Source organism: Bacillus sp. PK6-013, from assembly GCF_054161445.1.
Genome location: NZ_CP096417.1, coordinates 960,819 through 983,586, shown reverse-complemented (window position 1 = coordinate 983,586; position 22,768 = coordinate 960,819). Strand labels below are relative to the sequence as shown.

Below are 22,768 nucleotides of genomic sequence, written 5' to 3'. Positions count from 1 at the left end.
TCTGTTGATGTTAATTCCTATATTTGTCTTTACCTTAATGGCCTCCGGCCGGGAAGCTCAGGATATGAAGCCTCTCGATCAGGTGCTCGATGAGAAGATCAATATAAAAGATATCGGCCTTGTACAAAACAGCTACATGTATGACAGGGACGGCGCCCTGATTTCAGAAATTGTTTCAGATCACCAAAACCGGGTATTTGTCCCCTATAAAAATATCCCTGATCATGTGAAGCAGCTGTTTCTCACTTCAGAGGATCGGCATTTCTTTCAGCATAAAGGCTTTGATTTTATCGGAATGGCCCGGGCCGCCGCAGCCAATGTCAAAAAAGGCGGCATTGATCAGGGAGCCAGCACGATTACACAGCAGCTTTCGAGAAACTTGTATTTGAACCATGAACGAACCTTCGACCGCAAGTTCACAGAGCTCCTGTATTCCTATCAGCTGGAAAAAAAGCTTTCAAAAGAAGAAATTTTTGAGAAATATTTAAACACGATCTATTTTAATCATGGGGTCTACGGAATTGGATCCGCGTCTTATTTCTATTTCAGCAAGCCTTTGAAATCTCTCAACCTTGCCGAAACGGCGTTTATTTGCGCGATCCCTAATAACCCTACATTATATGATCCTTTGAAACATTTTGACTACACAAAAACCCGCCAAAAGCGGCTGCTTGAAGGGCTGAAAAAAGCGGGCGTGATCACTGAAAAAGAATACAGCAAAGCCGTAAAGCAAAAAATTACGCTTCATGTAAAAGAAAAGAAAGACGCTTATCCCGACTATACGACTTATGTCAACGAGGAATTCACCAAATTGGTGTCTGCTTCGGAAGGGTTTGACGAACGGCTGAAAAAGGCAAAAACAAAAGAAGAAAAGAAAAAAATCGAAAAAGAGCTGTCTAACCGCATCAGCTCCCTCACGACGAGCGGGATCAAAATTTATACGGCGCTCGATACCGGGATGCAAAACCGGGTCGTCCAGCAAGTGAATAATCGCCTCCCTTATGAAGGCGTACAAGGCGGAGCGGTGGTGATCAACCACCAAACCCATCAAATCGTCGCCATGTCCGGCGGGAAAAACTATAAAAAGTATGATTACAACCTGGCATTCCAGGCATACAGGCAGCCGGGATCATCGATTAAACCGCTCCTTGACTACGGGCCGTACATTGAAGAAACGGGTGCGACGGCAGGCAGCATGATTGACGCAAGCAAATTTTGCAGCAAAGAATACTGTCCGAACAACTTCAACGAAAGAACATACGGAACCGTGTCGATCAAGACAGCCTTTAAAAATTCGTATAATACACCGGCCGTACGAATGCTGAACCGGGTCGGCGTGCAAAAAGGATTCAGCTATTTAAAACCGTTCGGATTTGATAAAATCGTTCAAAATGACTACCGTCTTCCTGCTGCACTGGGCGGATTTACATGGGGCTTCTCACCGCTGGAGATGGCCGATGCCTATACGACTTTCGGCAATAACGGCAGCTATACATCCAGCCATGCCATCACAAAGGTGACGGACTTAAAAGGCAAAACGCTTTACAAATGGAAAGACAAACCGCAGCAAGTATTCAGCATGCGGACAAACAACCAAATGCGTCAGCTCTTATCAGCGGTTGTCAAAGAAGGAACCGGGAAAAAAGCGAATTTCAGCGGCGGATATGTAGGAGGCAAAACCGGAACATCCAACGGGTACAGAGACCTTTGGTTTGTCGGATTGACGGATACGTACACAATGAGTGTATGGGTCGGAAAAGAGGCAAAAGGCAATGTCGAGTATCTGCATCACGCGGGACCTCAACTTTTAATCTGGAGAGGAACGCTTGCATACGCATCTTAAATCAAAAAAGGGGTGGCTGAAAGTGGCTGATATGCCTGAGCGAATCGTTCTGTTTGACGGCGTGTGCAACTTTTGCGACGGAGCCGTTCAATTCATCATCAAGCATGATCCAGAAGGCTTATTTTCATTCGCTTCCCTGCAATCTGATGCCGGGGGGAAGCTGCTCAAGCAATATCAGCTCCCCTCCGATCATTTTGACAGCTTTATTTTGATCGAAAACGGACGGGTATATCAGAAATCAACCGCGGCCTTGCATGTGGTGAAAAGCCTTCCTGGTCTTTGGCGGGCCGCTTCCGCCCTCTTGATCATTCCCAGACCGCTACGGGACGCCATCTACAGCGTGATTGCGAAAAACCGTTACAAATGGTTTGGGCAAAAAAGCGAGTGCACCATTCCCGGTCCTGAGATCAGAAAACGATTTTTGTCATAAAAAAACCGGAGCCGCCGGACAAACGTCCGCGCTCCGGTTTTTTGCATGGCTCAAACGGGCAGGCTCGCCATGACGCTGTTATATAGCTTGATGACGATATACACCGTGCCGATTAAAAACGTAAACCAAAACAGCAGCTCAAACATAATAAAGCCGATTAATGACATAAATGAAAGCGTGCTGTGGATCGCATAAACAATAAAAATTAAATATACGAGTGTTGCGAGTAAAAAAAGCGCTGCAATTCCAGCGGCATATTGGACAAAAATAAAGGATAAAAGGCTTGCTCCCAGATACACGGCAGAACCGACCCTGATTTTCCTCAGGTTCGCTCCTTCAGGATCTTTGGCGAAAAATAAGAGGGCAAGCTCTGTCACTGTATTGGCAATCAGCTTCAAAGCGGAAAATACCATGAAAAAAATCAGCGTAAACACAGCAAACAAAGCCATCCGGATGCCGCTCTCAGAGAAAAATTCGAGCATTCCTTTGTAAATGCCGAGAGAAGACAGTATCCCCATGGCATAGATAACGGAAGAAATCGCAAGAGATGAACTGAAAAGAAGAATTGCGATAAAAGGAAAAAAGCCTGTTACATACGTATTTTTCATAAAAAAAAGTCCCTTTCTGATATGTTCCTCATTCATTATGTACGACTTAGGACCTGTTGACAAGAATATTTTCCATATTTTTAATTTCTGCTGTTCGCGGCAGAAAGGGGCAGGATTCTTCACAAATTCGCCATTTACTTGTAAAGTATTATGTGTTGACTAATCAATAGATCGCGAGGAATCGCCGTTGAAAAAAACATTAAAACTGCAGACACGATTAACGATATTTGTCTGCGTCGTCGTTTTGATTTCTTTATTGATCGCGTTTTTTATGGTCGGGTCCGAGACCGCAAGGAACATTCGGGAGCAGGAGCAGCAGATTGCCCTGCAGACGGCGGAGATGGTCGCCGAAGCTCCGATTACGGCGCAATCGCTGGAAAGCGGCGAATACGATGAGCTCCGAACATACACCGCCCGCGTTCAAAAAATCACCGAGACTGAATTCGTCGTTGTCATGGATATGAACAGCATCCGTAAAACCCACCCGGATCCGAATAAAATCGGAAAGAAATTTGCCGGCGGGGACGAAAAAGAAGTGCTGAAAGGCCGCCGCCACATTAGTACGGCAAAAGGCACGCTCGGTGAATCACTGAGGGCTTTTGTTCCCATCTATAATAAAACGGGCAGCCAGGTCGGAGCGGTAGCGGTCGGAATCACCCTTAACGAGATTGAGCAGATCACCCAGCAAAATCTCCGCCCTTTATATACGGTCATCGTCCTCAGCATCTTCGCCGGAATCATCGGAGCTGTCATCGTGGCGAGGAAAGTAAAAACGATTATGTTCGGTATGGAACCGTATGAAATTGCAACGCTTTTGAATGAACGAAGCGCGATGCTTGAGTCGACAAAAGAAGGGATACTCGCCGTTGACCGAACAGGAAAAATCAAGCTCGCCAACGCGGAAGCGAAGCGCCTGTTTCATAAAATGGGGATCGAAGAGAATCCGATCGACCGGGATGTCACCGACATCTTGCCAAACAACCGCCTGAAACAAGTGATCGATACTCAGAAGCCCGTTCTGGACCGCGACGTTAGAATCAACGGGCTAGAACTTGTCTTTAATGAAGTTCCGATCCACTTAAAAAAGGGAAACATCGTCGGAGCGATTGCCACATTCCGCGACAAAACCGAAGTGAAGCACTTAGCTGAGCAGCTGTCCGGTGTGAAAATGTACGCAAACGCGCTCAGGGCGCAGTCGCACGAGTTTATGAACAAGCTCCACGTGATTCTCGGTCTCGTTCAATTAAAGAACTACGACGAGCTTGGAAACTATATAAAAGACATTGCGATCTATCAGCAGTCTGAAGCGAGCGAAATTATCAACCATATTAAAAACTCGGTGCTCGCCGGCTTTTTGCTCGGCAAGCAGAGCTATATCCGGGAACAGGGGGCCTCGCTGGAGGTTCATTGCAGCACGAGGATTCCGGATACAGCCAACACAGCGGTGATACACGATTTAATCACCGTTATCGGGAACCTTCTCAACAATGCCCTGGATGCCGTTTCCGCAACTGATAAGAAAAATATCTCGATTTCATTCCGCCACCATGACGGACAGCTTGATATTGAAGTCACGGATACGGGAGTCGGCATATCCAAGGAGGAACAGCAGAAAATGTTTGATCAAGGCTTTTCAACAAAGGGCTCCAACCGGGGGTTCGGGCTTTATTTCGTCGAACAAAGCCTTGAAAATTTAAATGGACATATCATCGTGACAAGCGAAAAGAATGAAGGAACGACATTCAGTCTCCGCATTCCGTATGAACCAAAGGAGGATGACCATGATTGATGTATTAATTGTTGAAGATGACCCGATGGTAAGAGAGCTGAATAAACGTTACCTCAGCCAGGTAGAGGGATTTCAGCTGAAGGGAATTGCAGCTTCTTTTCAAGAGGCTCTCACCTTCCTCCGGGAAGAGCACATCGATCTGATCCTGCTCGATATTTATATGCCGGGCAGGAACGGCGTCGAGCTGCTCACTGAGATCAGACGCCAGAATCAAGCTGTCGACGTGATCGTCATCTCAGCGGCCAGTGAAATGGATGTTGTTCAAAAAACGCTGCGGTACGGGGCTGTCGATTACTTAATCAAACCGTTCGAATTTGAGCGGTTTCAAAGCGCCCTAACCGATTACAAACGGAAGCAGCAGCTTTATGCAAGCAACCGGAATATCAGCCAAAAAGAGCTGGATTTCGAACTTTTTCAAAAAAAACGCGCGCCCGAAAAGATGCATTTGCCAAAAGGGCTGACCAAAAGCACGCTGAATCTCATTTGGTCAAGCATCAGATCGTTTGACAGCTTGACGTTCACAACAGAAGATTTGGCCAATCACACGGAAATCTCTCAAGTTTCAATTCGCAAATACTTGAAGTTTCTGGAGGAAATCGAAGTTCTCAACGTAGAAATGGCCTACGGCACGATCGGCAGACCGGTTTTCCAATATAAATTAAATACAAATGACTTGAACGTGATTAACCAATATCTATAACATGTCCCCTCCCCGCCCGCTGCTTCCTAAAGACAGCGGGCGTTTTTTTGTGACGGTCACGCTTGACTTCTCGCATGCCGCCGTTACCGGACAAGGATTTATCGCGCTCGCTGCGCTTAGGGTTCGACCCGAACGAATCCGCTCTGTTCTTCGGCTTCGCTCAAAGCTATCAACAGCATCGGGTCCACGCTTCCTTCTTCAAAGAAATACCAAGCGTCTGATGCTGATTTCGCCTTGCGTTTGACGATTCCCGCGCTGGCCTGATTTATCGGCTTATATTAAAGGAAAACGCCAACCGAACGATAGAATAAGAGAGCGTCTGCTCTCTTATTCATTTTTTTGTTACCTTAACAAAATATAAATTTTTTTGACGCCGCCAGTGTCTTTACCACTTTTATGGTATGATGAAAAAGTCTGGTTATCAATCATTTCAGGAATTTTATTGCAGACAGGAAGCAAATCGTATACAATTTAATATTGTTTAATTTCTATATAAAACGTTTTTATTTAAAGGATGCGAAAACATTGAATAAATCAGTCATACCTTCTTTAATTACGATTGGAAACTTTGTTTCGGGCATCTCTTCAATATTGCTTGCATTCAGAGGGTATTTATTCTTAGCCATTATATTTGTTCTGATCGGCGCTATCTTGGACAGCCTTGACGGCATGGCCGCGCGCAGATTAAATGCCGTCAGCCCGTTTGGAAAAGAATTGGATTCTTTGTCTGATATTATCACTTTCGGAGTCGCCCCGGCCATCATCACCTATTCAATCGTTTTTTATGATGCACCGATCTTAGGCCTTCCTTCGACATTGTTATTCCCTGTTTGCGGAGCGCTTCGGCTGGCGCGATTTAATATTCAATCAGAGAACCAGGATTATTTTACAGGCCTTCCGATCACCGCAGCCGGAACAATTCTGGTTTGCTTAAACCTTTTATCAGAGATCCTTGGCAAAAAGCCGTACATTTTGATTATGCTGTTCCTGTCCTTTCTCATGGTCAGCAAAATCAAAGTCATCAGCCTGAAGGGGAAAAAACTATTGAAGAAAGTGAGCTAGTTTTTCATGGAGTTGGCAAAAGAATTGATTTCCCAATACGGGTATTTTGCGATATTCGGGATGCTTGTTCTCGGAATTGTAGGCCTGCCGATACCCGATGAAGTCATGATGACATTTGTCGGTTATCTGTCTTCTATTCATCTATTAAACTATGAGCTGTCTCTTTTGATCAGCTTTTCAGGTGCGGTATCAGGGATGCTCATCAGTTACTTTCTAGGGAAGAAAATCGGTAAACCGCTGCTCGATAAGTTCGGGAAATGGATCGGTCTGACGCCGAAAAGACTGGACACCGTGCACCGCTGGTTTGAAAAATACGGCCCGTGGACGATTCTTTTCGGCTACTTTGTTCCCGGAATCCGCCATGTGACATGCTATCTGTCCGGCATGAACGAGATGGACATGAAAAGGTTCCTGATTTATGCCGGATCAGGGGCTTTTATTTGGTGTCTCGTTTTTATTACGATCGGATACACAATCGGCGTGATTTAAATACCGCTTGCATCCCGTGTGATCAGTAAAGGAGTGAACAGCTTGAAAAAGCGGCTTTACCGGTTTTTGATCGAGTTGACGAATAAAAAGGGCGTGTCCCGGATGCTGAAAAAGTTTGCTCAGTCAAAGCTCAGCAAACCTCTCATCCCCTCCTATATCAAAACCTTTCATATCAATACAGAAGAGATGCTGGAAGATGTCCGCTCTTTTAACAGCCTGCACGAGCTGTTCATCAGAAAATTAAAGAGCGGTGCACGCCCCCTTCCCGCTGAACCAAACAGCCTGGTCAGCCCTGTGGACGGAGTCATCGAAGAAATGGGCGCCATCACGCGCGACAAGCAATTTACCGTCAAACAAAAGCTCTATTCCGTAGAAGAAATGATCGGGCGATCCGAGATCGTGAACCGCTATATCGGCGGAACCTATATCATTATCTATTTAAGCCCGAGGGACTACCACAGAATTCACAGCCCGGCTGACGGTACACTTGAAACGCAATATTCGCTGGGAAGCGCGTCTTACCCCGTGAATCAAATCGGTTTGACCTACGGGAAATCGCCGCTGACAAAAAACTACCGGATGATTTCCGAATTTAAGCATCAATATGGGTCCGCCCTGCTTGTGAAGGTCGGGGCGATGTATATTAACTCGATCGTGATGCTCGAGGAGTCAAAAGAATGGCGTCAAGGCGACGAAATCGCATATTTCTCTTTCGGCTCGACCGTTATCCTGCTGTTTGAAAAGGATACCTTTATTCCTGATGAGCGCCTTCACCCCTCTCTTCAAGTGAAAATGGGAGAGGCGTTAGGATCTCTTGCCAAAAGAAAATCATAATGCAAAGCCCCCGAAAACAGCTTCGGGGGCTTTTTTAAATTGCTGCTTTAAAAAAGCTTTCTCCCCGGACAGGGAATTCCCTTTTTTACCTGGATACGACTCCCTAATAAACCAAAAGACCTATAAATTGATCAAAATCAAGCAGATTCCTCCTCTTTTCCCGCTCTTTTTCGCTTTAATTTAATTATCAATCGATTATTTTAATTTAAAAAACGCACAGAATTGACACTTTTCTTCTACAATTGAACACATACAAACATGGGGGTGTTTTTGATGGAAGCAGCAAAAGATTTGAAACCGATTACAAATCACGGTCATAAAGAAAATAAAAATTTTTTCCAGAAGTTGATCAATTGGAAAATCGGCGTGATTCCGTTTCCGCTATACATTGCGCTTGCGCTGATTATTTTTCTGGCAGCTTACTATAACGAATTGCCGAATGACATGCTTGGCGGTTTCGCGATCATTATGATTCTCGGTATTATTCTCGGAGATGTTGGACAGCGCATTCCGATTTTAAAAGATATCGGCGGACCTGCCATTCTCTCGCTGTTTGTTCCTTCGTTTTTAGTCTTTTTCAAAGTGCTTAACCCCGCATCTATGGAAGCGGTTACGACTTTGATGAAAACGTCGAATTTTCTGTATTTTTACATCGCATGTTTAGTCGCGGGAAGTATTTTAGGAATGCATCGCACGGTTCTGATTCAAGGTTTTATGAGAATGTTCGTTCCGTTGTTGGCCGGGACGGTCGCAGCGGTTGCCGCCGGTATTCTCGTCGGTCTGTTGTTTGGCTACAGTCCTTATGAAGCTTTCTTCTTTATTATTGTACCGATTATTGCCGGAGGCATCGGCGAAGGAATCCTGCCGCTGTCACTCGCTTACTCGCAAATTTTGGGACAATCCACAGATGTATTTGTTTCACAGCTCATTCCGGCCGCTATTATCGGAAACGTCGTTGCCATCATCTCAGCCGGACTGATGAAAAAGCTTGGCGAAAAGCGGCCTGAGCTGAATGGTAACGGCAGGCTCGTCAAATCGAAAAAAGACGATGAAATTTTCAACCAAAAAGAAGAGGAGCCGAAAATCGATTTGAAATTAATGGGTGCCGGCGTTTTAATCGCATGTTCCTTCTTCATTTTCGGCGGTTTGGTCTCCAAGTTCATCGCAATTCCGGGAGCGATCCTGATGATCATCGCGGCGGCTGCCGTAAAATATGCAAAGCTTCTGCCTGCAAGCATGGAAAAAGGCGCACACCAGCTTTACAAATTCATGTCATCAAGCTTCACTTGGCCGCTGATGGTCGGGCTCGGCATTCTTTACATCCCGCTTGATGATGTGGCGTCCGTTATTTCCCTGCGCTTCATCGCCGTCTGCGCTTCAGTCGTCATTGCCATGGTGACATCAGGCTACTTTGTCGGCAAATTAATGAACATGTACCCTGTTGAATCAGCGATTGTCACCGGCTGTCACAGCGGTCTCGGCGGTACGGGGGACGTGGCTATTCTTTCGGCTTCAGGCCGGATGGGGCTGATGCCGTTTGCGCAAATCTCAACGCGTCTCGGCGGGGCAGCAACCGTCATTATGGCGACCGTTTTACTAAGGTTCTTCACCTCGTAAGGGCCGCATAAAAAAACAAAAAGGAGTCTGATCTATACGATCGGATTCCTTTTTTGTTTTCAGCGTTTCTCAACTCTGATATATTCTCTCGGTTTAAAGGGAGCTCTTTCTTTTCCCGTTAAGGACTGATCTTCCGCTCCCGTCTGAAGCGGCGTGTAATCCCCGCGATATTGAGGGCCTTCGTCCGTTCCTATCCCCGGATTCTGTTCACGCGTCATTTCCCTGTTGATCATAAACGCTCCCGCAAAAAGCGAACAAAATAAACTTAAGCTGATAAAAGCTTTCCTTCTCATCTTTCATCACCTCAAATTCATCTTGTTCAAAAAAACTTTCCATTATACAAATGCCGCATTTTTTGTTAAAATTGTTTTCAGGTTCATAAGACCGCATAAACCGCGGTTATCATGAGATCATGCAGCCGATTAAAATTTGAGTTATAATTTGTCTAGGTCACCAGTTCTAAAAAAGTACATAACGTTTGAAAATTTTAGTATGGAACAGAATGTATTTATACATGCTACCTTAAAGGGAGGTTAATATGACGGCTTTACATATTGCAATTTTATCGCCTTTTGCACTCGCCTTTTTGATTCCGCTATTGGCGAAAAACGTCAGAAAGATTCATACAGGCTGGTTTGTCCTGGTTCTTCCTGTTCTATTATTTATTTATTTTTTCCGCATGATCAAAATGACGGCGGATGGCGGAACATTAAAGGCTGTACTGGAATGGATTCCGTCCTTTGGCATTAACTTTACCGCATACGTTGACGGACTCGGATTGCTATTCGCCCTTCTGATTACAGGGATAGGGTCTTTGGTTGTCCTTTACAGCATCTATTATCTATCTAAAGAAAGAGAGCAGCTCGGACCGTTTTACGTTTATCTGCTCATGTTCATGGGGGCAATGCTCGGCGTTGTTCTCGTTGATAACGTCATTGTACTTTATTTATTTTGGGAATTGACCAGCATATCGTCTTTTTTGCTCATCGGCTATTGGTACAAGCGGGAAAAATCAAGATACGGCGCGACAAAATCGATGCTTATCACCATTTTCGGCGGTCTTTCCATGCTTGGAGGCTTCATTCTTCTTTACACGATTACGGGTTCATTCTCGATCAGAGAAATGATCAACCAAGTTGATTTAATTTCGGGCCACGGCTTTTTCATTCCGGCTCTCGTGCTGGTGTTAATCGGAGCCTTCACTAAATCTGCGCAGTTCCCTTTTTACATCTGGCTTCCAGACGCGATGGAAGCACCAACGCCTGTAAGTGCTTACCTGCACTCCGCCACGATGGTAAAAGCGGGAATTTATATCGTTGCAAGATTCACCCCTGTGTTCGCTTTTTCCGGGGAATGGTTTTGGATCGTGTCCCTCACGGGGATTGTCACGCTTTTCTGGGGTTCGTTCAACGCCGTCAAGCAGACTGATCTAAAAGCGATACTTGCCTTTTCTACGGTCAGCCAGCTCGGAATGATCATGTCGATGCTCGGCGTCGGTGCCGCAGCTTTGCACTATCAAAATTTTGAATACTATATGGTTGCAGTAATCGCCGCCGTTTTTCACTTGATCAACCACGCGACATTTAAAGGCAGCCTGTTCATGGCAGTCGGAATCATCGATCATGAAACGGGAACGAGGGATATCCGCAAGCTTGGCGGTCTGATGACGATCATGCCGATTACGTTTACGATTACGCTGATCGGCGCGTTTTCAATGGCTGGTCTGCCGCCGTTCAACGGCTTTTTGAGCAAGGAAATGTTTTTCACCAGCATGCTCAGGATTACGGATTTTAATTTGTATAACGCCGACACATGGAGTTTTGTGCTTCCTGTTCTGGCTTGGATCGGAAGCGTGTTTACGTTCATTTACTGCATGGTTCTGCTGTTTAAAACGTTCGGGGGGAAATATCAGCCTGAAAAACTTGAAAAACAAGCGCATGAGGCTCCACTCGGCATGCTGATTTCGCCGATTGTCCTCGTCTCTCTCGTGGTGATTTTTTTCTTTTTCCCGAACATTCTGTCATACAGCATCATTGAACCGGCTGCATCGTCGATTATGCCGACCCTTTTGGACGGAGACGAAAAATTCAAGGTTCATATTTACATGTGGCACGGCTTTTCATCTGAACTCTACATGACAATCGGCGTCGTTGCTCTCGGCGTTCTCGCCTATTTGACCTTGTCAAAATGGCGGAAGGTCTACGGCCTCTTCCCGGAAAAACTGACGCTCAACAAACTGTACGACAGCTCGTTGTCTGGGCTTGAAAAAGGCTCCAACAAGATTACAAGAACGTATATGACCGGGTTTCTTCGCGATTATCTCGTCTATGTTTTTGTCTTCTTTATCGTGATCATCGGCGGATCGCTCGTTGTTACCGGAGGCTTTTCATACGATGTGAAAGGCAATGCTTCAATCGGCATCTATGAGCTTGTTCTGTCAGCCGTCATGATTGCCGCAACATTTACCACCGTTTTCGCAAGATCAAGACTGACGGCGATTATCGGGCTCGGCGTCATCGGCTACACGCTTGCGCTGTTCTTCGTCATTTTCAGAGCGCCGGATCTCGCGCTGACGCAGCTGATTATCGAAACGATTTCAGTCGCATTGTTCCTGCTTTGCTTCTATCATTTGCCGAAGCTCAGATTCAAGCCGAAGTCGGCTAAGTTCAGGGTCACAAATGCGCTTGTCTCGGTCGGAGTCGGAACTGTTGTGACGCTGCTCGCACTTTCTGCAAACAGCCAGCGCTCCCTTGAAAGCATCGCATCGTATTTTATTGAAAACAGCTATAAACTCGCAGGCGGCCACAATATCGTCAACGTGATATTGGTCGACTTCAGGGGATTTGATACATTGTTTGAAATTACTGTACTTGTCATAGCCGCTTTAGGAATATACGGCATGATCAGGCTCAGAATGGGGAAAGGAGGGGAAGAGCATTGAAAAAGGTTCAGACGAATGATGTGATCCTGCAAACCGTTACAAAGATTGCATCCTTTATCATTCTGCTCTTTTCTTTCCATCTGTTTTTTGCCGGCCATAATAACCCGGGCGGCGGTTTTATCGGCGGATTGATGACGGCGTCTTCGCTCGTCCTTCTGCTGCTTGCCTATGATTTAAAAACGGTGCAGAACATTTTGCCCGTCAACTTTATCTATGTGGCGGCCGTCGGCTTATTCATTTCCGTTTCCACCGGAATCGGTTCATTTTTATTCGGCGCTCAGTTTCTTTCCCACGCGTTTGATTACTTTAACCTTCCGCTCTTGGGGAAAACGGAGCTTGCCACCGCGGTATTGTTTGATATCGGGGTTTATCTCGTAGTGGTCGGCGTGACCATGACCATTATTCAGACGATTGGGGAGAGAGAATAATGGAGATTTTAATGTCTTTTATTGTAGGAATTTTGTTTATGGCGGCGACATATCTCTTGCTTTCAAAAAGCCTTCTGAGGGTGATTATCGGAACTGCCGTTCTTAGCCATGGCGTCCACCTGCTTTTGCTGACAATGGGAGGGTTAAAAAAAGGAGCGCCTCCCATTTTAAATGAAGAGTCGTCAACCTATGTCGACCCTCTCCCTCAGGCGTTGATTTTAACGGCGATCGTCATTGCTTTCGGGGTCACCTCGTTTCTCCTGGTCATGGCTTTCCGCGCCTACCAAGAGCTGAAAATGGATGATATGGATCAAATGAGGGGAAATGATCAACATGAATAATCTTGTAATTCTGCCAATACTGATTCCTTTAATGGCCGCAGTTCTGCTCATCTTTATGAACAAGTCGATCGTGCTGATGCGTGCATTCAGCGCCATATCTTCCATTGCGGCGATCGCGGCGGCCGCTGTTCTTGTGCAGACCGTCTATACGGACGGAATCCAGACCTTGTATCTCGGCGGGTGGAAGCCGCCGTTCGGGATCAGCCTTGTCGCTGATCAATTCGCCAGCCTTCTGGCGTTAACGACAGCCATTATCGGATTTCTGACGGTTCTTTATTCGTTTCGCTCCATCGGCGAAAAACGCGAGCGTTTCTTTTATTATCCCGCGGTCCAGTTCCTGCTTGCCGGAGTTAGCGGCGCTTTCTTAACCGGGGATTTGTTTAACCTGTTCGTATTTTTTGAGGTTCTCCTGATGGCTTCTTATGTGCTGATCGTCATTGGCGGCACGAAGATCCAGCTGCGGGAATCTCTGAAGTACATCGTCTTTAACATTATCTCTTCCGCCCTCTTTGTCATCGGAGTCGCTTATTTATATGCGGTGACGGGCACATTAAACATGGCGGATTTGAGCGTTCGGATCAGTGAATCGGGCCAAACCGGGCTGATCACGGTCATCGCTGTTTTATTTTTGATCGTCTTCGGTTTAAAAGGCGGCATTTTCCCGCTGTATTTCTGGATGCCTGGTTCTTATTATGCGCCGCCTGCCGCTGTGTCCGCACTGTTTGGCGCACTTCTGACCAAAGTCGGCCTGTACGCGATCACAAGGGTGTTTACATTAATTTTCACCCAAGACGCGGCTTTTACTCATCAATTAATGGTCTGGCTTGCGGCCCTTACGATCATCTTCGGTGTCATCGGCTCGATCGCCTACTGGGATGTTCAAAAAATCATTATCTACAATATTGTGACTGCGGTCGGTGTGATCTTATTCGGTATCGCCGCCAATACGCCGGCTTCGATCGAAGGATCTGTCTACTATCTGATTCATGACATGATCATTAAAGGAGCGCTGTTTATGCTTGGCGGAGCGCTGTTTACTCTGACAGGGACAAACAACCTGAAAAAAATGAGCGGCCTGATCAAAAACCATCCGGTGCTCGGCTGGATGTTTATGATTTCAGCAGTTTCATTGGCAGGGGTCCCTCCTTTCAGCGGATTCATCGGCAAGCTGAAAATTGCAGAGGGCGGCTTTCTAAGCGGTGAATTCGTGATTACGCTGCTGATGCTTTTATCCAGTCTGCTCGTCTTGTATTCCATCATGAAAATATTTATCAACGGCTTCTGGGGGGATGAACAGGAAGATGCTCCGGCCAAAAGACCGCTAAAAGGCTACATGTATCCGGCAGCGGTACTGCTCTTTCTGTCGCTTGCCATCGGACTCGGAACCGAGCTTATCGCGCCGTATTTCCATCAGGCGGCTGATACGCTCGTCAACCCCGAAAAATATATTGAAGCCGTTTTGAAGGAGTAGATCGCATGGCATTACAAATATTGTTGAACTTTATTCTTGCGTTGTGCTGGATGTTTCTGAACAATGACTACACTGCTGCCGGGCTTGTCGTCGGTTATGTGATCGGATTATTCTCGCTCTTTCTGATGAGGCGTTTTTTCCGCCGCCGCTTTTACTTAATTAACATTTGGGCGATCATTAAACTGCTGTTTATTTTTATTAAAGAGCTCGTTCTCGCAAACGTCAGCGTATTAAAGACGATCTTATCCCCAAGGTTAAAAAATAAGCCCGGCATCTTCGCCTTCAAGACAGACCTTAAAGCGGACTGGGAAATCACGACATTGGCGAACCTGATTACGCTGACACCGGGCACATTGGTTGTCGATATCTCTGATGACCGTTCGATTCTTTATATTCATGCGGTCGATATCGATGATGCTGAGAAAGCCATCAGTGATATCCGCATTTCGTTTGAAGAGGCCATTAAGGAGGTAAGCCGCTGATGTTTGAATTTATTTTGCAATTGTCACTCGGCATTTTGGCGGTCTCCACTTTTCTGTATGTCCTGAGGGTCATTAAAGGGCCGAGCATCCCGGACAGAGTGGTGGCGCTTGATGCGATCGGCATCAACCTGATCGGAATTACGGCTCTCGTGTCCATCTTGTTAAATACGACAGCATATTTGGAGGTCATCCTCTTGATCGGTATTCTGGCCTTTATCGGCACCGTCGCATTTTCTAAATTCCTTGAGAAAGGAGAGATTATCGAAAATGATCGAAGCCGCTAAATTGCTTATCGCCGTCTTGGTCCTTCTTGGCGCACTGATATCGTTAGCCGCTTCCTTTGGAACGCTGCGGCTGCCTGACGTATACTCAAGAATCCACGCCGCTTCTAAAGGAGCGACATTGGGGATCATCAGCGTGCTGCTCGGCGTATTCTTTTACTTCTGGTTTCTGCACGGCTTCATTACGGCCAAAGTACTGCTCGGTATCGTCTTTGTATTTCTGACGTCTCCTGTAGGCGCCCACCTGATCGCAAGGGCCGCCTATAACACCGGCGTAAAAATGGAAAAGAAAAGCGTACAGGACGATTATGAAGGCAACAGAAATTTTCTGATTAAAAAGAAGGAAGATTCCTATTTATAAAAAGAAAACTCGCCCTAAAAGGCGAGTTTTTTTGGTTTACGATGAAGGGCGGCTGATGACCGCCATCGTGCACCTGGACGTGCAAATCAGGCTGTCTTGCTCATCGCGTATTTCAATTTGAAACACCATTGTTGATTTGCCTACATGCAGAGGCGTTGCGACCGCTTTAACCGTTCCGTCTTTCACCGATTTAATATGGTTGGCGTTGATCTCAAGCCCGAAGCATGCCTGCTCTTTTGGATCGATATGCTGATATGCCCCGATGCTTGCCACCGTTTCAGCAAGCGCAACGGACGCACCTCCATGCAGATAACCGAATGGCTGACGCGTTCTTTCGTCGACAGGCATGACCGCAACACACCGCTCTTTGCTGCATTCCTTCAACTCGATTCCCAACGCTTCAAGAAGTGTATGTTTCGTTTCCATCACAATCGTCCCTTCATCAAAGTACGCCTTCAGATTTCGCGATTAAAACAGCCTCTGTCCGTGATCCTACATTCAGTTTGCTGAATACGGAAGTCAGACTGTATTCGATCGACCGCTTGCTTAAATGAAGCGCATCAGCGATTTCCTGATTTGTATAGCCTTTTTCGACTTCTTTTAAGATCAGGCATTCCCTTTCAGTCAAAAGATCGTGCTGAGTCTGCTGGCTGTTTGACTTCGATTTTTGCTGTGTAATCAGCTGCTTGAAATAATCATAATCGACGACAATTTTATTATCCAGTACCTGATATATGTACTCTATAATCTTTTCCTTCGATTCCGTTTTGCTGATGGCGCCGTGCATGCCGGAACGAATCGCCTCTTCAAAATAATCTTCGACTTCATAGCCTGTGTAAACGATAATTTTGCATGATGAACACGTCTCAAGGATTTTCTTAGATAGGTCCATGCCGTTGATTTCACCCAAATTTAAATCCATTAAGATCAGGTCATACGCAGAAAAATCATGCTTCTTGAGAAATTGTTCGCTGGCTTCAGGGCTGAGGCAATCGACAACAAAGTCCTGGTTCGTTTCAAGAATTGCCTTCGTCCCCTCCATGACAGCCGGATGATCATCGATCACAAGTAATCTTCTCATAATTTCCTCCCTTTTGCGTAACCTTGCCCTATCACCATTTTATAGAAAAAACTTGGCGGATGCCAAGCAAAAATGTTAACTAAACATTACAATTCCATTTCAATGGCGACCCTGAAGCCTTTCCCTTCTGCTGTCTGTATATCCAGACTGCCGTTCAGCGCGCGGACTCGCTCGCGAATACCCGACAGCCCCATGCTTGCGCTGTTTTGATAAAGCTTGTCCGGATCAAAACCGATGCCGTCATCTTCATAATGAAGAACAACTTTTTCTTTTATGCAGACAAGCATAATCAAAACCTCATTAGCTTTCGAGTGTTTAACCGCATTGCTTAAAAGCTCCTGCACAATTCTGTACAAATTCAGCTGCGTGTCCAGGTCGAGCACCTTTGAGAACCTTTCCGTATTGAGGCGGATCTTATCGATCGATGAGGACTCCTGATGCTGTGCCGCCAGTTTCGAAAGGGCTTTGACCAGTCCGAGATCGTACAACAGCTGCGGCCTCAGCTCCTGACACGTTTCCCTTGTCGTCTGGATGACGGTGGACATTTGCTCATTCATATTGATGAGCCTTTGCCTGATTTGATTCGTACAGACTTTATCTTTTTCAAAATCAGCCAGAAACATCTCGCTTTGATGCTTCAAGGAAATCATGTCCTGCAGCACAGAATCATGAAGATCACGGGCCAAATCAGATCTCTGCTTCTCTTCAATCGCAAACATCAATTTATTCAGCCACGCCGGATTCGGCCCTTCTTTTTTCACATGTTCCAGATGCTCCATCAGCTCGCCGATTTTCAAGACGTTTTCCAGGGAAACACTCGTATAAAACGCCAGCGTCTCAAGCCACGAAATCTCATCGCGCGTCAGCCTAGGCGTATTTAAAACCGACAAACACAGCATGACATAAGAAGTCCCGCCCCGTTCACCGATCTTAATCAAAAATCCGCGGTCGACTTCGACGATTTTGCCGATGTCGGTGATGACCTTGGTTACTTCTTGTTCGTACGGGATCCACGGATATTCTTCGGTATCTCCCTCGAGCAAAGATATTGTCCCGTCGCTTTTAACTTTCAGAACATGGGCTTGGCTGACAATCAAAACATCGAGAATTGTTTGTTTCAATTCCAACAAAACCTGATTTAAAGATGAGTGTGTTCGAATCGTTTGTGTAAACTTAAATATACTGTCTTGGTAGTTATACTTTTCTGAAAAACGTTTCAGACGAAAGCGATAGTCAAGAATTTCTTTAAGATAGAAAACCCCTAGAATTATAAGATAGACATAAATTGCTAATCTTGCATCATAATAGTCTCCTTCTTGAAATTTCATCAGCTTTACAGTAGAAACCATGATGATGGTTGGAATGATTGCAAGCAGTCCATAATATTTTAACCTTCCTATCAAAAATTCCACGTCATACATTTTGTTTGATATAAATAGATAAACTAATGTAAAAGGAATAATTAATAGAAACGGAGCAACTACTGCTGCAGAATAGATAAAATCATCAATGACTAAGACCGGGATAACATAAAATGCAATAAAAGGAAAAACCGCAAAAAAGTTGCCAAGCATCAGCATTTTTAAAAAATATGTTTGCTCTGTATTTTTATGTTTAACCATACCGTAAACAAACACAGATATCACTAATACTAATCCCATGAAAAATGAATACAAATTAATATAAGGAATAGGTCCATTAAGTTTTTCAAAAGTACCACTAAAAATCTCAAGAACTAGATTTAAAACCGGCAGTAAATAAAAGAAAAACACCTTATTACTACATAGTTTTCTGCCTATCTCTTTAAAATATTGATATATAAAATGCAAGTAACTGATTGGAATTGATATAAAGGTTAATAAATTTACATACCTACTAAACACATTACCTCTTGAAACTCCTCCTGCACTTACATAAGCAATCGATACAGTAAGCAAAAATAGGATTAGTAAAAATGAAGATGTTTGTTTCTTTTTAGATTTTAAAATTAAAATAACACAAAGCAAGCATAACAAATAAAACACTATCGGGATTAAAACAGTAAATAAGATATCATAGCTAATGATGGTGTCTCTTGTATCAGTAGTGATGATTTGTCCGTTCCTCTCAATAGAAAGGGAACTAACATTAGCTAGTATACTATTCTTCGGCTGGTCTTTAGACGGCTTTTTATTGTTCACTTCAAGAATAATATCCCCAGCTTTTAAGCCTGTGTAATCCGCCAGTGAATCTTCTTGTATATAATCGACCACAAGTTGATTGTCTGAATTGTATTTTAAATATGCACCTACAAATAAATTGTTATAACATATATAAACTACGTAACAGCTATAGATAAAACTAAGACAGACAAGTATAACTGAAATAATTTTCAAGGAAAATTTCATTTTAAATACTTCTCCAAAAAGGAACAGGCCTTCCAATTGATGATTCTAGTAATTTAAATCCATCAATAATACTTTCTAATTGATCTATATCCACCCCTAATAGACAGGCATTCCCATTAATAACCTGTTCTAAAATTTCTGGATGTTGAACTAAAAAGCTCACGATCTCCTGCACACCCTAATCCTCCTTCCCAAACATCTTCAATACAAACGAAGTCAACTGCTGTTTTTTCAGCTCCCCCAACTCCAGCTCCTCGACTCCCTTCTTAAATTTCTGAATAGCGAGCTGATTCATAACATACATATACTGAGTGACGCCTGCTGCTTTCAATTTCTCTTTATAGCATTTTATTTCTTTATCGGCAATTTTATCCTCAGTTTCAAATGTTTTTAATAAATCAATCGACGGCTGGTTAAATTTTCTTGACAAATATAAGTACGCAAGCGTCCGCTTTTTCTTGGCGATATCGCTTTTTGAATCATAAAAAAGTGCTTTATAATCATTTTCGATTTGTGAAGCAATGCCCAGCTGATATGCATACTTTTCAACCGCCGGGTCAAATTTACCCCTGGCAAGCATCGCTCCCAGTACGCATGGCAGAGCCGTCAGCGCCCCGGATTTACGCTTAATCATGTCAAGGCACTCGTCTTCAGTGGCAGGCCGGTTGCTGAGATCGTCATGCTGTCCCTGCATCGATTGAAGTATATATTCCATCAGTTTTTCAAAAAACACCGGTTCTTTCGACACCGAACTGATCACTTTAATGCTTATTGTATAAAGTGCAGTCGCCGCATTCATTGCGACTGAACGGTTTATTTTCATCCAAGGTTCATCGGGGCTGTCTTCATCCTCTAAATCATCGAATATATCAAACGCAAGAATCAAAAGTTCTATGCCCGCTCCAAGCGTTTCCGCCGCATCAGTGTCCGTGCCACCGAAACTTTGGTAATGATAAAAAGCAAGCTCGCTGAAATGCAACTGGTCCTTTGCATCTAGAAAAGCGTGCAGCGTCCGATTTAAGTCCGCGTTGGGAATCTCAACGTCTATAAAATGATTCATTCTTTGCTTGATTTTACTGTGATCTAGACAAAAAAGCTTAGAGATGGTGCTCCCTCCTTTCTTAATATTTTACTAAATCAAATTCCCGATTGACAGAGCAATTTTTTTATTTAACAATTATATAATAATATATCCTTTTTTTGGATTTGTTTGCAAAAAAAAAAGACTTGTCTGAAACAAGTCTTTTTACGAGGTTTTTAGATATGTGTACTTATCGTATTGATCAATGCTTTTGTTAATCTTGCGCAAGGAGTCCTTTGTTTCTCTGATTTCATTCTCTAGCCGCCAAAGCAGTTGTTTTAATTCTTCAATTTGTTGCTTTTCCACCGATTCCACACTCCTTTTGGAAGATCAATCAATTTGTGTATAGTGAACGAGTCATAGGTATTTGATCTGTTAATACAAGTTTAAAGGGAATTGGTCTCTTTTTCACCGAAAAGTTGCATATAAATTCATGCGTTACACCGCAAACTTTAAATAGACCATAACACCCATTCTACACGACTTACGATTAGTTCTCAATTCCTAATGAAACATAAAATTTTAGTTTGTTTTTAAAGGGATCAAATAAAGATCACTAATAAACCCCTTTAGCACCGCAAGTTCAGTTATTTTTTGTTCGTTTTGAGACATTGAGTCTAAAGTAATAACTAGCGGGGAATAGAAAAACTTGATTGTTCAAGGAACGCAGATCGGGTATGCACCACCGAAAAACACGCAATAGACCGACACGCATTTCGGCCCTTAAAAAAAACCGACCCTTCGCCTTACACCGCAAAAACCGCAATTTGACCCGTAAAAATTGAAACGAGGTGTTCATATTGCTTCCTTCTCATTGCTTTTGGATGCATCCATACCAACATATCCGCTGCCGGCAGGTCTATCCGGAAGTTGAAGCCAGCGCCTTTTCGCGTTCGGCAAAAGAAGCGGAGGGCTTGATGGCTGACGGACAAAGAATTTTAAGCAGGCTTTCAGCATCGCGTGCTTTGGCTCACCAAATCATGACGGCTGCCCAAAGCAACCAAAAAAATACCGTCCTTGCCCTGCTCAGGCAAACCGGCGTCCGCAGCCAGCTTGATGCCTCTTTCGATCCCGACGGCATCCGCATCATGCTTATCAGCCCCCGCAGCAGAATATTCCTCCTCCTGCGTTGGTCTTAGCGCAAAAAAATTCCGGTCCCTAAAAAGGAGCCGGAATTTTTTTATAAAAGTTTTTGACACCAATCAACGGCTTCAAGATAGCATTGATACGCTTCATCTTTTGTTAAGCCTTCTGTTTCTGGCGTGCTGTCTTCCCATTCGTTTCGTTCGATCGATTTTGCAAGCCGCAAGATTTTTCGATAATCGTTTTCTTTGCCGAGCAGTGCTTGTCCTACTTCGTCCGTCAGCGGCAGTTCGCTGATAACTTCCGCCAGTTCTTTGTGAAGCAGTGTATCGATAAATGAAAACATGCCTGTCAGCATATAAGAAGCCGGCTGAGGGCGATTCGTTTTTTTCGCCAGCAATTCGCAAAGCTTCGCGCGGATCAGCGAAATCTTGACGACTTCGTTCTTACTGGAGTTTTGTTTTTTCGTTAAATCCTTAAATGAGAGGATGAAGATCCACCTTTTGATTTCTTTAAATCCGAGAAGCACGATAGCCTGGCGGATGCTTTTAATCTTTTGAATCGGCCGATTGGCTGGAGAGTTCAACAGCTTCAGCAGCTGGTAGGAAAGCGACAAATCGCGTTCTATAATATTTGTGACGTTTTCAATATCAGGCTGATCTTCGCTTAATTCATGCAGCAGCTCATAGTAAGCATGGAAATGATATGTAATGTCCTGACCGTCAATCACAGCGGGCTCGCTGAAGAAATAGCCTTGAAACAGTTGAAATCCGTCTTTTACAGCCTGCTCATAATCCTTTCGCGTCTCCACTTTTTCAGCGAGGAACGTCAGACGGTGGTTCCGGCATGATCGAAGGATGCTCTGTCTTTCCTGCCGCGTCGTTTTGAAAAAATCGATCTTCAAAATATCAATGGATGCCAAAAGCTGATGGAGCAAGTCCCTCTCCACGCGATGCTTTAAACAAAAATCATCAAGGGCAATCGTGTAGCCGAGGCTTTTCAAATGCCTGCACCTTTCGATAAGCTCAGGGGTGATCGGCACATCTTCAAGGATTTCTACAACGAGCTGGTCCGGATCAAAATAAGTCGGCAGCCCTGATGCCAAAAGACCTTCGGTAAAATTCACGTAATACCTTTTGCCTTCTGTCAATTTATCGATTCCAATGTTTAAAAAGCTGTTAATCATCAATTCTGTTGTCGCTTGATCACCGTCAATACCGGAAAAAAAGTTTTTCTCGCTTTCTCTGTATAAAAGCTCGTATGCGACAACTTGTTCTTTTCTGTTGAATATTGGCTGTCTGGCAACGAATACCCTCATTCTTCTTCCCCCTAGCGACTGAGGTGCCTTCGCTTTTAAGTATATCAATTAATGAGCAAATCCCGTCCGCTTAAAAAATCCGCCCAAATATTGAACTTAATATTGAAAAACAGATAATCCCCGAAGAAATTATCTGTTTCA

The 22,768-nt window shown here is 44.4% G+C and carries 25 protein-coding genes; 16 read left to right on the top strand and 9 right to left on the bottom strand.

All coding sequences use genetic code 11. From position 1 onward, the window contains the following. The first annotated feature begins 7 nt into the window (after window positions 1–7). A complete protein-coding gene (locus M1E03_RS04890) occupies window positions 8–1,843 on the top strand; it encodes a transglycosylase domain-containing protein (RefSeq protein WP_052252271.1) in 1,836 nt (611 codons plus the stop codon). 31 nt (window positions 1,844–1,874) lie between these two features. Beyond that, window positions 1,875–2,273, top strand: a complete 399-nt coding sequence (locus M1E03_RS04885; protein ID WP_033155026.1) for a thiol-disulfide oxidoreductase DCC family protein — start codon at window positions 1,875–1,877, stop codon at window positions 2,271–2,273. Window positions 2,274–2,323: 50 nt separating this feature from the next. Here M1E03_RS04885 and M1E03_RS04880 read toward each other — a convergent pair whose 3' ends face one another. After that, window positions 2,324–2,881: a YufK family protein gene (locus M1E03_RS04880; RefSeq protein WP_020452777.1), complete on the bottom strand. Its 558-nt coding sequence runs from the start codon at window positions 2,879–2,881 to the stop codon at window positions 2,324–2,326. A gap of 187 nt (window positions 2,882–3,068) precedes the next feature. Between M1E03_RS04880 and malK the strand changes: the two genes are divergently transcribed. From malK to M1E03_RS04850, 6 genes are all read left to right on the top strand, one after another. Further along, the gene (malK, locus tag M1E03_RS04875) at window positions 3,069–4,670 is read left to right on the top strand and encodes a malate sensor histidine kinase MalK (protein ID WP_023856146.1); all 1,602 of its coding nucleotides are present in this window, start codon (window positions 3,069–3,071) and stop codon (window positions 4,668–4,670) included. After that, the gene (locus tag M1E03_RS04870; protein ID WP_020452779.1) at window positions 4,663–5,370 is read left to right on the top strand and encodes a response regulator; all 708 of its coding nucleotides are present in this window, start codon (window positions 4,663–4,665) and stop codon (window positions 5,368–5,370) included. Before malK ends, M1E03_RS04870 begins: the two co-directional genes overlap by 8 nt. Before the next feature lie 525 nt (window positions 5,371–5,895). Then, complete coding sequence (gene pssA / locus M1E03_RS04865) at window positions 5,896–6,432, top strand: CDP-diacylglycerol--serine O-phosphatidyltransferase (RefSeq protein ID WP_020452780.1); 537 nt, start codon at window positions 5,896–5,898, stop codon at window positions 6,430–6,432. Window positions 6,433–6,438: 6 nt separating this feature from the next. Continuing rightward, window positions 6,439–6,921, top strand: a complete 483-nt coding sequence (locus M1E03_RS04860; protein ID WP_020452781.1) for a DedA family protein — start codon at window positions 6,439–6,441, stop codon at window positions 6,919–6,921. 42 nt (window positions 6,922–6,963) lie between these two features. Beyond that, on the top strand, window positions 6,964–7,755 hold the full coding sequence (locus M1E03_RS04855) for a phosphatidylserine decarboxylase (RefSeq protein WP_080131481.1): 792 nt from the start codon (window positions 6,964–6,966) through the stop codon (window positions 7,753–7,755). 273 nt (window positions 7,756–8,028) lie between these two features. Next, window positions 8,029–9,372: a 2-hydroxycarboxylate transporter family protein gene (locus M1E03_RS04850; protein ID WP_023856149.1), complete on the top strand. Its 1,344-nt coding sequence runs from the start codon at window positions 8,029–8,031 to the stop codon at window positions 9,370–9,372. A gap of 59 nt (window positions 9,373–9,431) precedes the next feature. On the opposite strand, the gene M1E03_RS04845 is transcribed toward M1E03_RS04850, so the two are convergent. Next, a complete protein-coding gene (locus tag M1E03_RS04845) occupies window positions 9,432–9,665 on the bottom strand; it encodes a hypothetical protein (RefSeq protein ID WP_043054453.1) in 234 nt (77 codons plus the stop codon). 245 nt (window positions 9,666–9,910) lie between these two features. Here M1E03_RS04845 and M1E03_RS04840 point away from each other — a divergent pair, with 245 nt between their 5' ends. From M1E03_RS04840 to mnhG, 7 genes are read left to right on the top strand one after another with little or no spacing between them, the layout of a single operon-like run. Further along, a complete protein-coding gene (locus M1E03_RS04840; protein ID WP_023856151.1) occupies window positions 9,911–12,313 on the top strand; it encodes a Na+/H+ antiporter subunit A in 2,403 nt (800 codons plus the stop codon). Further along, window positions 12,310–12,741, top strand: coding sequence for a Na(+)/H(+) antiporter subunit B (locus M1E03_RS04835; RefSeq protein WP_003184834.1), 432 nt, complete (start codon window positions 12,310–12,312; stop codon window positions 12,739–12,741). The genes M1E03_RS04840 and M1E03_RS04835 overlap by 4 nt, the downstream gene beginning before the upstream one ends. Then, a complete protein-coding gene (locus M1E03_RS04830; protein WP_020452785.1) occupies window positions 12,741–13,082 on the top strand; it encodes a Na(+)/H(+) antiporter subunit C in 342 nt (113 codons plus the stop codon). Before M1E03_RS04835 ends, M1E03_RS04830 begins: the two co-directional genes overlap by 1 nt. Next, entirely contained in the window at window positions 13,075–14,553 is a 1,479-nt protein-coding gene (locus M1E03_RS04825; RefSeq protein ID WP_023856152.1) for a Na+/H+ antiporter subunit D, read from the top strand. Before M1E03_RS04830 ends, M1E03_RS04825 begins: the two co-directional genes overlap by 8 nt. 5 nt (window positions 14,554–14,558) lie before the next feature. After that, window positions 14,559–15,035 carry a Na+/H+ antiporter subunit E gene (locus tag M1E03_RS04820; RefSeq protein WP_020452787.1) on the top strand — a complete coding sequence of 159 codons (477 nt, stop codon included), beginning with the start codon at window positions 14,559–14,561 and terminating at the stop codon, window positions 15,033–15,035. Continuing rightward, on the top strand, window positions 15,035–15,319 hold the full coding sequence (locus M1E03_RS04815; protein ID WP_003184842.1) for a Na(+)/H(+) antiporter subunit F1: 285 nt from the start codon (window positions 15,035–15,037) through the stop codon (window positions 15,317–15,319). Before M1E03_RS04820 ends, M1E03_RS04815 begins: the two co-directional genes overlap by 1 nt. Beyond that, the gene (mnhG, locus tag M1E03_RS04810) at window positions 15,303–15,677 is read left to right on the top strand and encodes a monovalent cation/H(+) antiporter subunit G (RefSeq protein ID WP_023856153.1); all 375 of its coding nucleotides are present in this window, start codon (window positions 15,303–15,305) and stop codon (window positions 15,675–15,677) included. Before M1E03_RS04815 ends, mnhG begins: the two co-directional genes overlap by 17 nt. Window positions 15,678–15,713: 36 nt before the next feature. Here the strand turns inward: mnhG and M1E03_RS04805 are convergent, their stop codons facing one another. The 6 genes from M1E03_RS04805 to degQ form a co-directional block, all read right to left on the bottom strand. Further along, window positions 15,714–16,103: a hotdog fold thioesterase gene (locus M1E03_RS04805; RefSeq protein WP_009329508.1), complete on the bottom strand. Its 390-nt coding sequence runs from the start codon at window positions 16,101–16,103 to the stop codon at window positions 15,714–15,716. 16 nt (window positions 16,104–16,119) lie between these two features. After that, window positions 16,120–16,758, bottom strand: coding sequence for a response regulator transcription factor (locus tag M1E03_RS04800; protein WP_003184849.1), 639 nt, complete (start codon window positions 16,756–16,758; stop codon window positions 16,120–16,122). An 86-nt stretch (window positions 16,759–16,844) separates the two neighbouring features. Next, window positions 16,845–19,145, bottom strand: a complete 2,301-nt coding sequence (locus tag M1E03_RS04795) for an ATP-binding protein (protein ID WP_039072957.1) — start codon at window positions 19,143–19,145, stop codon at window positions 16,845–16,847. Window position 19,146: 1 nt separating this feature from the next. Next, the gene (comX, locus tag M1E03_RS04790; RefSeq protein ID WP_009329510.1) at window positions 19,147–19,320 is read right to left on the bottom strand and encodes a competence pheromone ComX; all 174 of its coding nucleotides are present in this window, start codon (window positions 19,318–19,320) and stop codon (window positions 19,147–19,149) included. A gap of 3 nt (window positions 19,321–19,323) precedes the next feature. Continuing rightward, window positions 19,324–20,205 carry a polyprenyl synthetase family protein gene (locus M1E03_RS04785; protein WP_458110702.1) on the bottom strand — a complete coding sequence of 294 codons (882 nt, stop codon included), beginning with the start codon at window positions 20,203–20,205 and terminating at the stop codon, window positions 19,324–19,326. A 186-nt stretch (window positions 20,206–20,391) separates the two neighbouring features. Further along, entirely contained in the window at window positions 20,392–20,532 is a 141-nt protein-coding gene (degQ, locus tag M1E03_RS04780) for a degradation enzyme regulation protein DegQ (RefSeq protein ID WP_003184860.1), read from the bottom strand. 485 nt (window positions 20,533–21,017) lie between these two features. On the opposite strand from degQ, the gene M1E03_RS04775 reads away from it, so the two are divergent. After that, window positions 21,018–21,365, top strand: a complete 348-nt coding sequence (locus M1E03_RS04775) for a hypothetical protein (protein ID WP_223254849.1) — start codon at window positions 21,018–21,020, stop codon at window positions 21,363–21,365. Window positions 21,366–21,406: 41 nt separating this feature from the next. Here the strand turns inward: M1E03_RS04775 and M1E03_RS04770 are convergent, their stop codons facing one another. Next, complete coding sequence (locus M1E03_RS04770) at window positions 21,407–22,627, bottom strand: EAL and HDOD domain-containing protein (protein WP_020452793.1); 1,221 nt, start codon at window positions 22,625–22,627, stop codon at window positions 21,407–21,409. Window positions 22,628–22,768: the final 141 nt, after the last annotated feature.